Origin of the sequence: Qipengyuania marisflavi (genome assembly GCF_005884405.1) — a bacterium.
In the GTDB taxonomy this organism is placed as follows: Bacteria; Pseudomonadota; Alphaproteobacteria; order Sphingomonadales; family Sphingomonadaceae; genus Qipengyuania; species Qipengyuania marisflavi.
Window position 1 is genome coordinate 257,428 of sequence record NZ_VCAO01000002.1, and the last position, 13,361, is coordinate 270,788.

The 13,361-nt window shown below is 61.0% G+C and carries 12 protein-coding genes; 7 read left to right on the plus strand and 5 right to left on the minus strand.

Annotated features, from left to right (window positions below):
• The first annotated feature begins 1 nt into the window (after nucleotide 1).
• The 4 genes from FEV51_RS05805 (at nucleotide 2) to FEV51_RS05825 (ending at nucleotide 2,899) form a co-directional block, all read left to right on the plus strand.
• Nucleotides 2–1,162 carry a deoxyguanosinetriphosphate triphosphohydrolase gene (locus tag FEV51_RS05805; RefSeq protein ID WP_138616865.1) on the plus strand — a complete coding sequence of 387 codons (1,161 nt, stop codon included), beginning with the start codon at nucleotides 2–4 and terminating at the stop codon, nucleotides 1,160–1,162.
• On the plus strand, nucleotides 1,155–1,856 hold the full coding sequence (locus tag FEV51_RS05810) for an NAD(P)H-binding protein (RefSeq protein WP_138616867.1): 702 nt from the start codon (nucleotides 1,155–1,157) through the stop codon (nucleotides 1,854–1,856). Before FEV51_RS05805 ends, FEV51_RS05810 begins: the two co-directional genes overlap by 8 nt.
• A 5-nt stretch (nucleotides 1,857–1,861) precedes the next feature.
• Nucleotides 1,862–2,323: an abscisic acid-deficient protein Aba4 family protein gene (locus FEV51_RS05815; protein WP_138616869.1), complete on the plus strand. Its 462-nt coding sequence runs from the start codon at nucleotides 1,862–1,864 to the stop codon at nucleotides 2,321–2,323.
• 282 nt (nucleotides 2,324–2,605) lie between these two features.
• Nucleotides 2,606–2,899 (plus strand): hypothetical protein, encoded by a 294-nt coding sequence (locus FEV51_RS05825; RefSeq protein ID WP_246034458.1) that lies wholly within the window; start codon nucleotides 2,606–2,608, stop codon nucleotides 2,897–2,899.
• A gap of 7 nt (nucleotides 2,900–2,906) precedes the next feature.
• Here the strand turns inward: FEV51_RS05825 and FEV51_RS05830 are convergent, their stop codons facing one another.
• Nucleotides 2,907–4,442 (minus strand): TadA family conjugal transfer-associated ATPase, encoded by a 1,536-nt coding sequence (locus FEV51_RS05830; protein ID WP_138616875.1) that lies wholly within the window; start codon nucleotides 4,440–4,442, stop codon nucleotides 2,907–2,909.
• A 366-nt stretch (nucleotides 4,443–4,808) separates the two neighbouring features.
• On the opposite strand from FEV51_RS05830, the gene glmS reads away from it, so the two are divergent.
• Together glmS and FEV51_RS05845 are read left to right on the plus strand one after the other, a co-directional pair.
• On the plus strand, nucleotides 4,809–6,644 hold the full coding sequence (glmS, locus tag FEV51_RS05840; RefSeq protein ID WP_138616876.1) for a glutamine--fructose-6-phosphate transaminase (isomerizing): 1,836 nt from the start codon (nucleotides 4,809–4,811) through the stop codon (nucleotides 6,642–6,644).
• A 103-nt stretch (nucleotides 6,645–6,747) separates the two neighbouring features.
• Nucleotides 6,748–9,114, plus strand: a complete 2,367-nt coding sequence (locus FEV51_RS05845; RefSeq protein WP_246034459.1) for a putative bifunctional diguanylate cyclase/phosphodiesterase — start codon at nucleotides 6,748–6,750, stop codon at nucleotides 9,112–9,114.
• Here FEV51_RS05845 and purQ read toward each other — a convergent pair whose 3' ends face one another.
• Entirely contained in the window at nucleotides 9,115–9,792 is a 678-nt protein-coding gene (purQ, locus tag FEV51_RS05850; protein WP_138616878.1) for a phosphoribosylformylglycinamidine synthase subunit PurQ, read from the minus strand.
• Nucleotides 9,789–10,025, minus strand: coding sequence for a phosphoribosylformylglycinamidine synthase subunit PurS (gene purS, locus FEV51_RS05855; RefSeq protein ID WP_138616880.1), 237 nt, complete (start codon nucleotides 10,023–10,025; stop codon nucleotides 9,789–9,791). Before purS ends, purQ begins: the two co-directional genes overlap by 4 nt.
• Nucleotides 10,026–10,180: 155 nt before the next feature.
• On the opposite strand from purS, the gene FEV51_RS05860 reads away from it, so the two are divergent.
• Nucleotides 10,181–11,062: a diacylglycerol/lipid kinase family protein gene (locus FEV51_RS05860; protein WP_138616882.1), complete on the plus strand. Its 882-nt coding sequence runs from the start codon at nucleotides 10,181–10,183 to the stop codon at nucleotides 11,060–11,062.
• Between the two features lie 4 nt (nucleotides 11,063–11,066).
• On the opposite strand, the gene purC is transcribed toward FEV51_RS05860, so the two are convergent.
• Together purC and FEV51_RS05870 are read right to left on the minus strand one after the other, a co-directional pair.
• On the minus strand, nucleotides 11,067–11,873 hold the full coding sequence (gene purC, locus FEV51_RS05865; RefSeq protein ID WP_138616884.1) for a phosphoribosylaminoimidazolesuccinocarboxamide synthase: 807 nt from the start codon (nucleotides 11,871–11,873) through the stop codon (nucleotides 11,067–11,069).
• Between the two features lie 149 nt (nucleotides 11,874–12,022).
• Nucleotides 12,023–13,330 (minus strand): cation:proton antiporter, encoded by a 1,308-nt coding sequence (locus FEV51_RS05870; protein ID WP_138616886.1) that lies wholly within the window; start codon nucleotides 13,328–13,330, stop codon nucleotides 12,023–12,025.
• Nucleotides 13,331–13,361 lie beyond the last annotated feature (31 nt).

Below are 13,361 nucleotides of genomic sequence, written 5' to 3' on the forward strand. Positions count from 1 at the left end.
CATGGACAAAGCCCCCTACGCCGCCGACCCCGCCGCCTCGCGCGGCCGTGCTTTTGCTGAAGAGCGCGCCGGGACGCGCGGACCGCGCAGCGAATTCCAGCGCGACCGCGACCGGATCGTGCATTCCATCGCCTTCCGCCGCCTGCGCTCCAAAACGCAGGTGTTCATCGCGCCTGATGGTGATCACTATCGCACCCGGCTGACTCACAGCATCGAAGTCGCGCAAATCGGGCGCGTGATCGCGCGCGAACTGGGCCTGGACGAGGATCTGACCGAAGCGCTGTGTCTGGCTCATGATATTGGCCACCCGCCGTTTGGCCATGCAGGGGAGAAAGCACTGGAAGAGGCGATGATCCAGGCCGGAGGATTTGACCACAATGCACAAGGCCTGCGCACGCTGGTGTCGCTGGAAAGTCCCTATTGTGACCATGAGGGGCTGAACCTGACATGGGAAACGCTGGAGGGGCTGGCCAAGCACAATGGGCCGGTCGGCGCGCCAAATTGGGCCCTTGCCGAAATTGACGCCGATTTTCCGCTCGAGCTGGGTCAATGGCCCTCGCTGGAGGCGCAGATTGCGGCGGTGGCGGACGATATTGCCTATGACAATCACGATATCGATGACGGCCTTCGCGCGGGCTTTCTTGATCTGGACGATCTGCTGTCGGTTGATTTCCTTGCCGATCAATGGCGAGGGGTCGAACAGCGCTTCCCCACTGCGCCGCGGGATCGCCAGCTGCGTGAACTGGTCCGCAGCCAGATCGGGTTGATGGTCAATGATGTGCTCCACCATACGCGCGCGCAGGTGAAGGGCATGACGAGCAGCGATGACGTGCGCGCTGCGGGCCGCCAGATCGGCAGCTTCTCCCCCGCGATGCGCGATGAGGAACGCGGGTTGAAAGCTTTCATGTATCAGCGGCTGTATTATCACCAGACGCAGCTGGCGACGGCGGAACGGGCGCGGGACGTCATCGGGCGGCTGTTCGTTGCTTACCATCAGGATCCTCAGACCATGCCCGACAGCTGGCTGGCCGGACTTCCCGATAATGAACCGCAGCGCAGCCGCCATATCGCCGATTTCATCGCCGGGATGACTGACCGGTTCGCCATCGACCAGTGCCACCATATCTACGGCCGCGCACCAGAGGGATTGAGCAATGTCTGATCCGGTTCGCATTGGGTTAATTGGTGCCACCGGCCTGATTGGCAGCACTGTTATGCGCGCCTGTGTCGGGCGTGAGGATTTGCGGCTGACTGGCATTGCGCGGCGTGAGGCCAAGCTGCCCAGCGGCATTCGCATGGAGCTGTTCGTGGCCGAGCCTGACAAGTGGGGCGAAGTGATTGAAGCAGTCCGCCCCCGCGCCATGATCTGCGCGCTGGGCACCACATGGAACAAGGCCGGACAGGATGAAGCAGCGTTTCGCGCTGTCGATCAGGATCTGGTTCTGGCCACAGCGGAGGCGGCCAAGGAATATGGCGTGGAAACCTTCGTCCACGTCAGTTCTGTGGGTGCAGATGTGGCATCCAAGACGTTTTATCTGCGGGTCAAAGGCGAGGTTGAGCGTGATCTGGCCAAGCTCCGGTTCAACCGGCTCGACATCCTGCGCCCCGGCCTGCTGCGCGGTAACCGCGCCAACGACCGGCGGCCGGCAGAGCGGCTAGGCATCGCTGCTGCACCCATCCTCAATCTGCTGTTGCACGGGCAATTCCGTAAATATCGCGGTGTGCGAGCCGAAACGGTGGCAGATGCGGCACTGGCGCTGGCCATGCGCCCGGTGCGGGGGCGGTTTGTGCATGACCATGACGCGATACTGCGCGCGGCACGCAGCCTGCCGCAATTGGCAGCGGACGAGGTCTAGCGGCGATGTGGGAGGGTCTTTTCAGCGCGACCAACGCTCTGGCGCTGCTGGGTTGGGCGGCGCTGATCCTGCTGCCGCGGTGGCCCGCGCTGATGGCGGCAATCCTGTATCTGGGCGTCGGCCTGCTCTGCATTGCCTATGCGGTAATGTTTGCCGGGCTAATGGGAGGATGGTTTGATCCATTGCGCGATGCCGGTCTTGCTGCACCCGATCTGGCCAATTATTCGGTCGCCGGACTGATGGACCTGTTCCGCTCACAAGGAGCGGTGGTTCTCGGCTGGACGCATTACCTCGCCTTTGACCTGTTCGTGGGCATCTGGATTGCACGTGACGCCGATGCCAAGGGTTTTTCGCGAATTGGGCAGGCCCCGATCCTGCTGGCGACCTTCTTCGCAGGGCCAATCGGCCTGTTGGTTTGGTTGGCGATCAGGGAACGGCGTGCCCGCGCGCAAGGTCGCTGGCAATAAATCTCAGCCAAACCCGCCCGTACAAATTTGGCGGCCAAACAACACGTCCGCCGGTGAGGGCGGACGTCTCGGCAATTGCTTTGCCTCTAATCAGATAGCGTCGTCGACTTCGTTTGCTACGGATTCGACATCGGCGGCAGCGCCGCGGACGGTGTTACAAGCCGCTGCCGAAAGTGACATTGCGGTAATTCCGACGGCGATAAGAATCTTGCGTACCATGTTGTTGCTTTCCCGAAGAGCTCGTTTTTTGAGCGTATTGGGTATAAAACGGGAAAACCTGAAATGGGTTCCCATCGCATCCATTGTCGCGGCGGAACCGGCCCCCCATATCCGCGCACGATGAACAGCTTCCAACCCGATTTCCTGCTGTTTGCCAGCGATGCAGAGCGCTTGGCCCTGTGGGGCGCACTGTTTGTGCTGCTTGCCGGGATCGCCTCGCTGATGGAACGGCGGCGGATGAAGCGCGCGCAGATCCACCGTGTCGGCTGGGTGCCGTGGACGGGGCTGTTCGTCGGATTCGCCGTGATCGGCGGAGGGATGCTGGCAGTTGCAGTCCCTGTATTGCTGCAGGGCTGACGCAAACTTAGAGGCAGGCTTCCAGATAGGCCTGATCGAAGCCGAACTGACGGGCCTTCTCAAGCGTATAGGGGCGCAGGCCGGACGGGCGGAATTCGCCCAGAATTTTGCCGTCATCGGTCTCGTCGAGATATTCGAACTTGAACAGCTCCTGCGTGACGATGACGTCGCCTTCCATTCCGATCACCTCGGTGATGTTGGTGGTGCGGCGTGAACCGTCGCGGAGACGTTTGACCTGCACAATCAGATCGACTGATTCGGCGATCTGGCGGCTGATGGCTTCCTTGGGGATCTTGATGTCGCCCATCAGGATCATGTTTTCCATACGGCCAAGGCATTCGCGCGGGCTGTTGGCGTGAAGCGTACACATCGAACCATCATGGCCGGTGTTCATGGCGGCAAGCAGATCGAAGCACTCTGCGCCGCGAATTTCGCCCAGGATGATGCGGTCTGGCCGCATACGCAGGGCGTTCTTCACCAGATCGCCAATCGTAATCGCGCCCTGGCCTTCAAGGTTTGGCGGACGGGTTTCCAGCGGCAACCAGTGCGGCTGTTGCAGACGCAGCTCGGCCGCATCCTCGATCGTCAGCACGCGTTCGCCCGGGTCAATCATTTTTGACAGGGCGTTGAGCATGGTTGTCTTGCCCGAACCCGTACCGCCGGAAATGACGACGTTCATGCGGCAGGCACCGGCAATCTTCAACGCGGTCGCCATCTTCTCGCTCATCGAACCAAAGTCCTTGAGCATATCGATGGTGATCGGCTTCTCGGAAAACTTACGAATCGAGATCGCCGTGCCCTTGAGGCTGAGCGGCGGCACGATGACGTTGACACGGCTGCCGTCCTTGAGACGGGCATCGGCCAACGGCGTGGTTTGATCGACGCGGCGGCCGACCTGGTTCACAATCCGCTGTGCGATCTGGAACAGATGCTGTTCATCGCGGAAACGGATCGGGGCCATGACCAGCTTGCCCTTCTTCTCGATATAGGTCTGGTCAGGACCGTTGACCATAATATCCGAGATGTCGGGATCGTTGAGCAATTCTTCGAGCGGGCCAAAGCCCAGCAGCTCGTCGACCAGCACTTTTTCCAGAGCGAACTGTTCGCGGCGGTTCAGCGTGACCTTAAGTTCGGCCAGCACTTCCATGATAATCGGGCGGAATTCTTCGGACAGCTCGTCCTTGGACAGCGTCGCCGCAGCTTCGGGATCGACCCGTTCGAGCAGGCGCGGCAGCACCTGTTCCTTGATCTTGTGAACGCTGGCTTCAAACCCGCCGACTTCGGAATTGCCATCGTGGATGGCGTTCGACCGTTCGGCCAGACGCGCCATCGCATCGCCATTTTGCTGACCAGAGCCGCCTGCGCCGGGCGCGGGCGTGTCATTATCGGGCAAGGGCGGGAATTGCTCGCCGCCGCTTGCACCATCATCCTGTTTCTTGGACGGGGTGGGCGAACCGCCACGCATAGGTTTGGCGACGCCGAATTGCGGACGCGCGCCCGGGCTCATCCCTGCCGGCCCGTTCTTCCGTCCAAATGCGCTCATGCCCGTAAACCCCCGCGGAATAATCCGTGATTCGCTGTGTTTGAACCGTGCCCATTCAAGGCAAAGTCCGTCTCTCGAAGTTTGGTGAATAAAAAGGAAACCTTGATTTTTCCCTAATGGGCAGGGGTCTGTGAGCAATGTTTCGGTCAGGGGCTGCAGTGATCGCACGCACTACCTATATCCCGGTGCTGGTGGCTGTTTGGCGATGTCCCCGACAGGCTGACACTGGTTGTTGCGGCCATTATCATCAGGGCCGGGTTGTTTCTATGGTGGACCACTCCGCGCCAGATCCAGTCCAGCAATTGATTGGGCACGAATAGCGGCTAAGCCGTAATAATACGGCAGGCAGCAAGAAGGGCAGCGTATATGTGCGGCATTATCGGGATCGTTGGCGACCGGCCGGTTGCTGAACTGCTGGTCGAAGGACTGCGGCGGATGGAATACCGCGGTTATGACAGTTCAGGCATTTGCACGGTTCACGGCGGCGTGCTGGTCCGCCGCCGGGCTGAAGGCAAGCTGGCCAATCTGGCCGCTGTGCTGGCCGATGATCCCGCGCCCGGCACCATCGGCATCGCGCACACGCGCTGGGCCACCCACGGTGCCCCGACGGCGCGCAATGCGCATCCCCACGCTACCGAGCAGGTGGCGCTGGTCCACAATGGCATCATCGAGAATTACAAGGAATTGCGCGCCGAGCTGATCGCGCAAGGTCGCACGCTGGACAGCGATACCGACAGTGAGGTGGTGGCGCATCTGGTCTCCAAACAGGTTGAGGACGGCGCCAGCCCGCAAGATGCGGTGCGCGAAGTTCTACCTCGTCTGCGCGGTGCCTTTGCCCTGGCCATTGCCTTCCGCGATTATCCGGGATTGCTGATTGGCGCGCGGCGTGGGTCGCCGCTGGTCATCGGATATGGTGATGATGGCGAGGGCGCGGAAACCTATCTCGGTTCGGATGCGCTGGCATTGGCCCCGCTGACACAGCGGATTGCCTATCTGGAAGAGGGCGACTGGGCGGTCATAACGCGCGATGGCGCTACCATTTATGATGAGGATGGCGAGGCGGTCACCCGCAAGGTCACGATCTCCGGCGCTTCGGCGGCTGCCGTGGAAAAGGGCAATTATCGCCACTTCATGCAGAAAGAGATTTTCGAGCAGCCCACCGTGGTCGCGCAGACGCTGTCCTCCTATCTGCGCCGGTCGGACAATTCGGTGGCATTGCCGCAATTCGATTTTGATATCGGTTCGGTCGACCGGGTCACGATTGTCGCCTGCGGGACGTCATTTTACGCCGGTATGGTTGCCAAATACTGGCTCGAACAATTCGCTCGCGTCCCTGTCGATATCGATGTGGCAAGCGAGTTTCGCTACCGTGATCCAGTGTTGAAGCCGGGCGGGCTGGCGCTGTTCATCTCACAAAGCGGCGAAACTGCCGATACGCTGGCGGCGCTGCGGCATTGCAAGGAAAATGGCCAGATCATCGGGGCCGTGGTCAACGTGCCCACCAGCAGCATGGCGCGCGAAGCTGATCTGCTTTTGCCGACCCACGCGGGTCCGGAAATCGGGGTGGCCAGCACCAAGGCATTCACGTGCCAGCTGGCCGTCCTGGCCGCACTGGCCGCACATATGGCGGTGCGCAAGGGATTGATGAGCCGCGAAGAAGAACATGATGTTGTCGAGCACTTGCTCGAAGCACCGGCCTGCATGAACGCCGCGCTTGATCACGATGATGATATTGCAGCGATGGCGCATCTTATCGCTCCGGCGCGCGATGTCCTCTATCTAGGCCGCGGCCCGGACTATCCCCTGGCGCTGGAAGGCGCGCTAAAACTCAAGGAAATCAGCTACATTCATGCCGAAGGTTATGCCAGTGGTGAAATGAAGCATGGACCCATTGCGCTGATCGACGATCTGGTGCCGGTGATCGTATTGGCACCCTCTGGCCCGCTGTTCGAAAAAACAGTCTCCAACATGGAGGAAGTCCGCGCCCGTGGCGGCAAAATCGTCCTGATTTCCGATGCCGAGGGGCTGGCGCTGGCGGGTGAGGGTTGCATCGCCACCATCGAGATGCCGCGGGTTCACCCGCTGATCGCGCCCCTGGTCTATGCGATTCCTGTGCAATTGCTGGCATATCATACGGCGTGCGTGAAGGGCACCGATGTCGACCAGCCGCGCAATCTGGCAAAGTCAGTAACTGTCGAATAAGCTCTTGTTCTGCCATCAAATGTTAAAGTGATGTTCAAACGCGGCGAACACGGTCCACAGCGTCTTTACCGGGATATAACCTTTCGCACCTATCGCGGGTGTCGTGAGCAATCCAAAACCAGATATCGCAACAATTGCGGCGCCGATTTCGGCGCGACAGGTGATCGGACTGGAAGCGCCTGGAAGCGCTGACTGGTCGCGTTTCCACGGGTCGCAATATGCCCTGCTGAAAGACCGCACCAAGCTGCGCGCCGTGGTTCATGCGATTTCGTTCGTTCTGGCCTGTGTTACCCTTTGGGGATTTGCCTATCCGGGATCGCTGGCGGTCTGGGGCATAGCTCTGGCTGTTGCCGTAACGCTCACCGCGCGTGACGAAATGAAGCTCGGCGATGCCGATGTTCGGACGTTCACCTTTGATGAAATGAAACGCCATGCGATCGGCGCGGCGTTCAAGGGGTTCGCCTGGGGCTTTGGCATCTTCCTGTTTGCTGTGATGGGCGGACAAAGCCAGCTGCTGATGCTGTGGAGCATTGCAGCGCTGCTGATCCTGCTGACCAGCGCCAGCCGTTACAGCGCACCGCTCAGCTCTATTACCTTTACGCTGGCCCTGGGCAGCTGTGTGTTTCTGGCCAGCCTGGTGACGCTCCAGCTGACGCTAGCGGCGGTCATTCTCGCAACGACGATATTCGCCGCATTTGGTGTGGTCGAAGGTTCGCGTATCGCCTTAGGTGCCCGTATGTCGGACACGCAGATGCAGGAGAAGACCGAGGTCGTCTCCATGCTGCTGCGCGAGTTTGAGGAAGGCAAGGCCGATTGGCTATGGCAGATCGACACGCGCCGCCGCCTGTCCGGGGTATCGCCGCGTTTCGCCTTCGCACTGGGCCGTGCCACCAGCGAGATCGAAGGACAGTCCTTCCTGCAATTGATTTCGGGTGATGGCTGGAAAACCGGCCAGTTTCCGCAAAGCCTCCACGAGCTTGCTGACAAAATCAAACGCAAGGAGAACTTCTCCAATCTGATGGTTCGCGTCACCATCGCTGGCGAACATCGCTGGTGGGAGCTTTCGGGCACGCCGATTATGGATGAAGACGGGGTTTACCAGGGCTTCCGCGGGGTCGGCTCCGATGTGACCGAACAACGCGAAAGCTCAGAGAAGATCGCTTATCTGGCGCGCTATGATACGCTGACCCAGCTCCCAAACCGCCTGATGCTTAATGAATCGGTGGCCGAGGCGCTGCACTATGCAGAACAGTGGCGCACACGCTGCGCCTTCCTGATGGTCGACCTTGACCGCTTCAAGGCGATCAACGATTCGCTGGGCCATCTGGTCGGCGACCAGATGCTGGCCGAAGTGGCGGGGCGCATTAAGGCCGTCATGACCGAAGGCGAACTGTGCGGCCGGCTTGGGGGTGACGAGTTCGCCATTGTCATCCGCGATGCGTCGGATCGCAAGCGGATCGAAGCGCTGGCCCGCAAGGTCATTGCCCGCCTGTCCGAACCCTATCTGATTGAAAATCAGGTGCTCTATGTTGGTGCCAGTATTGGCTCATCGATTGGCCCGCGCGATGGCCGGACCGTCGAAGAATTGCTGCGTAACGCCGATCTGGCGCTGTACCGTGCGAAAGATGCCGGCGGCGGCGAATATTTCGAATACGAACCCTCGCTCCATGCGATGGCCGAGGAAAAGCGCCAGCTGGAATTCTCGCTGCGCGGTGCGCTGGAGAAGCAGGAATTGCTGCTCCATTATCAGCCGGTTGTGGACGCTTACAGCGAAACCATCGTCAGTTTCGAAGCTCTGGTGCGCTGGAACAGCCGCGAGCATGGTTTCATCAGCCCGGGCAAATTTATCCCGCTGGCCGAAGACACTCGCCTGATCGTCCCAATTGGTACCTGGATCATGCAGGAGGCCTGCCGTGAGGCGGCTGCCAATTGGCCCGAAGACGTGAAGGTCAACATCAACGTCTCGCCCGAGCAGCTGCTTGAGCCAGACTTCGTTACTGTGGTCGTGCGGGCTCTGTCACACAGTGGCCTGGACCCCAAGCGGCTGGAAATCGAGGTTACCGAAAGCATTTTTGTGCGCGACGCGGACATTGCCCGCAAGGCGCTGGAACAGTGCATGGCGCTGGGTTGCTCAATCGCTCTCGACGATTTCGGAACAGGCTATTCCTCGCTTGGCTATCTGCGCAAACTCAGCTTCTCGACCATCAAGGTCGACCGCAGCTTTGTGCAGGGCGCCGCGCAGAACAGCCGTGAGAGCCTGGCTATCATCCGCGCCGTGGTGGCGATGGCTGAAAGCCTTGAAATGACCACCACCGCCGAAGGCGTCGAAAATGAAGAAGAAGCCGAAATGATCCGCAAACTCGGCTGCGACAAAATCCAGGGCTTCCACTTCGGCCGACCAATGCCACCAGCCGATGTGATCAAGATTTTCACGCGAAAAGCGGCTGACGAGCAGCGCAAAATCGCCTGATCAGGCGGTTGCCAACGCCTTGATAGCGCTTTCGAACAAGGCGCGGCCATCGGTTCCGCCATGCGCAGGTTCAACCGCCCGTTCAGGATGCGGCATCATGCCCAGCACATTGCCCGCTGCATTCAGCAGCCCGGCGATATCGCGCCGTGATCCGTTGCAATTATCGGCATAGCGGAACGCCACGCGGCCATCGCCCTCAATCCGGTCGAGCGTATCGTCATCGGCAAAGTAATTGCCATCGTGATGCGCCACTGGGATGTTGATCGTCTGGCCCGCGTCATAGCCCGCCGTGAAAAGCGATTGCGTGTTCTCGACCGTCAGTGCCACGGTGCGGCAGATGAAAGTCTGCCCCGCATTGCGCATCAGCGCGCCGGGCAGCAGCCCCGCTTCGGTCAGCACCTGAAAGCCGTTGCACACGCCCAGCACGGGCACGCCGCGCCCGGCTGCGGCGATCACCGCGCGCATGATCGGGCTGCGTGCTGCCATCGCGCCAGAGCGCAGATAGTCGCCATAGGAAAACCCGCCGGGCAGCACGATGAAATCGAGGCTTTCGGGCAGTTCGGCATCGCCGTGCCAGACACGCAGCGGGGCTTGTCCCGATACAGTCTTCAGCGCCACCGCCATGTCGCGGTCGCAGTTGGAACCCGGAAAGGTGATGACTGCGGTGCGAAAGCTCATGCGGGCTCTTTCTCGATCCGGTAGTTTTCGATCACCGTATTGGCGAGCAGCTGGCGGCACATCGTGTCGAGCGCTTCGTCAGTGGTGTCGTCGGCGGCGTCAAGTTCGATCATCCGACCAATGCGGACATCTTCGACACCGGCAAAGCCCAATCCTTCCAGCGCATGGTGGACAGCACGGCCCTGCGGGTCGAGCACACCGGGCTTGAGGTTTACGAACACGCGGACTTTCATGGGCAGGCCTTTCGGATCGGACGGCGCGAAACTGTGGGCGCGCCTATGCCGTGAAGGGCGCCGACAGGCAAGGCGCGGCGCGATTTGCCCCGCAATTTTGCCGCTGAGGGTACAGGGTGTTGGCTTTGCAGCAAGCGCTTGGCTAAGCCTGCGGTGTGATCCGCATCGACCTGTTCTATAACCCGTACTCGGGCGGCTTTCGCGCACCGCGCCTCGCTGCGTTGGTCGAGGCTCTGGCGGCAGAGGGCTTTGCGGTTACCCAGCGCGAAACTTCGCTTGAACCAATTCAGGTCAGCGCAGGGTGCGAACTGGTGTGCATCCACGGCGGCGATGGCGCATTGCGCGATACAGTCGCGGCGCTGGGAACTGCTGCCGGGCAAGTCCCGCTGTGCGTCGCGCCCACCGGCACGATCAATCTGGTCGCACGCGAGCTTGGCTATGCAGCAGAACCGCGCAAATTCGCGTCCGCGTTGCGGGCAGCGTGGGATCGCGGGCAGGACAGCTGGGTCCACGCTCCGCTTTATACGCTGGGCGAATTGCCAGTGGTGTCATGCCTCAGCATCGGCCCCGACAGCCATGCGGTGTCGCGAGTGTCCAGCGCGCTCAAGATGCGGATCGGCCGCTATGCCTATGTCGTGGCACTGCTGCGACAGATGCGGGATTGGCCGCGCAATCCGATGACTGTTCGCGGTGAGCTCGCGACGGGAGAGGTGTTCGAATGCGAGGCAGAGGCGGTCATAGCCTCGCACGGCGCACTGTTCGCCGGGCCATTCCGCCTCAGCCCCAAAGCGGCCCTGACAGCCGATGCGGTGGAGCTTATTACGCTGCACCGCTCGACCCGACTGGGCACGCTCGCACTGGCACTGGCGGCGATGCTGCACCTGCCCATCGCCAAGCTGCGCCTGGCCGAAATCCGTAGTATTCGCCGCGCCAGTTTCAACCGCTGTGTGACGCCCGTACAGGTCGACGGCGACCACTTCCCGGACTGCGCTTACGCCATCGGGCCCAGCGGCCTGACGCTGCGTTATGTGGTTTAAATGCTTACTTTTTAACTGGTTTGGCAGTGTTGCGCAGCCGCCCGCGATGGGCGTTGAGATCGAGCACTTCGCCGGGTCCTGAATCCTCGTTCTGCAACAGGCCGAGGCGGCGGGCGACTTCGCGATAGGCTTCTTCGACACCGCCCAGATCGCGGCGGAAGCGGTCCTTGTCGAGCTTCTCGCCCGAATTAATGTCCCACAGGCGGCAGCCGTCGGGGCTGATCTCGTCGGCCAGAATTACGCGCGCGTAATCGCCGTCCCAGATGCGGCCGAACTCCAGCTTGAAGTCTACCAGCCGGATATCGATCGCGGCGAACATGCCGGACAGGAAATCGTTGATGCGGATCGCCATGCTGGACATGTCCTGCAGCTCTTCATGGCTGCACCAGTTGAAGCAGGCGATGTGTTCTTCGGACACCAGCGGGTCACCCAGCGCATCGTCCTTGTAGTAATATTCGATCAGCGTGTGCGGCAGCGGTTCGCCCTCTTCGATCCCCAGGCGTTTGGAAATCGAGCCAGCGGCGACGTTGCGCACGACCACTTCAAGCGGAATAATTTCGACCTGGCGCACCAGCTGTTCGCGCATATTGAGGCGGCGAATGAAATGCGTCGGGATGCCGATGTGGCTGAGGCGCGTGAACACATATTCGCTGATGCGATTGTTGATCACGCCCTTGCCGTTGATCGTGCCCTTTTTCTCGGCATTGAAGGCGGTCGCGTCATCCTTGAAATACTGGATGATGGTGCCCGGTTCGGGGCCTTCATACAGGATCTTGGCCTTGCCTTCGTAGATCTGGCGGCGACGTGCCATGGGCGGTTATTCCTTCGTGCAAAAAGCCAAGCGCCCCGGCGGCGGAATCGAATGGCTTCCGCAAGCTCCGGGGCGATGGCCGCGCCATACCGCAAGGGCAGCAGGGACGCAATTGCGCAGCTTAAAGGCGCGCTGGAAATACGAATCGATCAGTGAACCGAACTGGAGGGCGTTTCCTCGACCGCGGGGGCGTGGTCAGCCTTCAGCTTGTCGATCAGCCGCCCCAGCGTGGCGCGCTGGACCAGTACCGAGAACAGCACGGCGGCAAAGGTTGCGGCCAGGATCAGGTCGCGCGTTTCGCCCGGTGGTAGCGAGAGCGCCAGAGCGATCGAGATGCCGCCGCGCAAACCGCCCCACCACAGCACACGGCCCGCCCCTTTTTCGGCCAGTCGGGTTGCAGGGATGGCTTTGGTGCTGACTGTGACGGCCACGGCGCGCGCTGCCAGCGTCAGCGGGATGGCGGCGAGGCCGAGGATCAGGTCGTCGACGCCGGGCACCAGCGCGATCATCTCAAGCCCGATCAGCAGGAACAGCACCGAATTGAGCAATTCGTCGACCAGCTCCCAGAACTTTACCACGTAATCGCGCGTCACATCGCTCATCGCGTAGGTGACCCCGTGATTGCCAATCAGCAGGCCAGCAACCGCCATCGCCAGCGGGCCGGAGATGTGCAGGCTGGAACACAGCGCATAGCCGCCCATGACGATGGCCAGCGTGATCAGCACTTCCAGCGTATATTCGTCCATGCTGGCCAGCGCACGGTAACCGATCCAGCCGAACACCAGACCGACCAGCACACCGCCACCGGCCTCGATAGCGAACAACCGCGCGCCTTCGGACAGCGAGAAATCTGCGCCGGTCACTGCCGCGCCCAGCAGGATGGTGAAAATCACGATGCCTACGCCGTCATTGAACAGGCTCTCCCCCGCCACCGCGCTTTGCAGTGATAGCGGCACGTTTTCCTCGCGCAGGACGCCCAGCACCGACACCGGATCAGTGGGCGAAATCAGCGCGCCAAACACGAAATACCAGATCGGCGTAATCGGCAGCCCCAGCGCAAGGCCGACGCCCCATGTAGCCATGCCCACCAGAATGGTCGACACCATCACGCCAATCGTCGAGAGCAGTAGCACTGGCAGCCAGGCGTTCTTGAGCCGGTCAAGATCGACATGCAGCGCCCCCGCAAACAGCAGGAAACTGAGCATCCCCTGCAACAAGGTGTCGGTGAAATTCATCTGCGACAACAGGCCTGCAACCTGATCATCCAGCGTCACGGCTGGGAAGAACGCATTGGCGATCATCAGCCCCATCGCCGCCAGCGCGCCCATCACGGTCAGCCCGATAACATGCGGCAGCTTGATGAAATGATGATTAAACCAGCCGAGCAGCGCGGCGGCCACCACCAGAATGGCTGCGATGTCGAAGGCGTTGAGCGCGTTGGCAGAAGTTTCATGCATGGCCGGGGTCGATAGCGGCACTTGGCGCTAA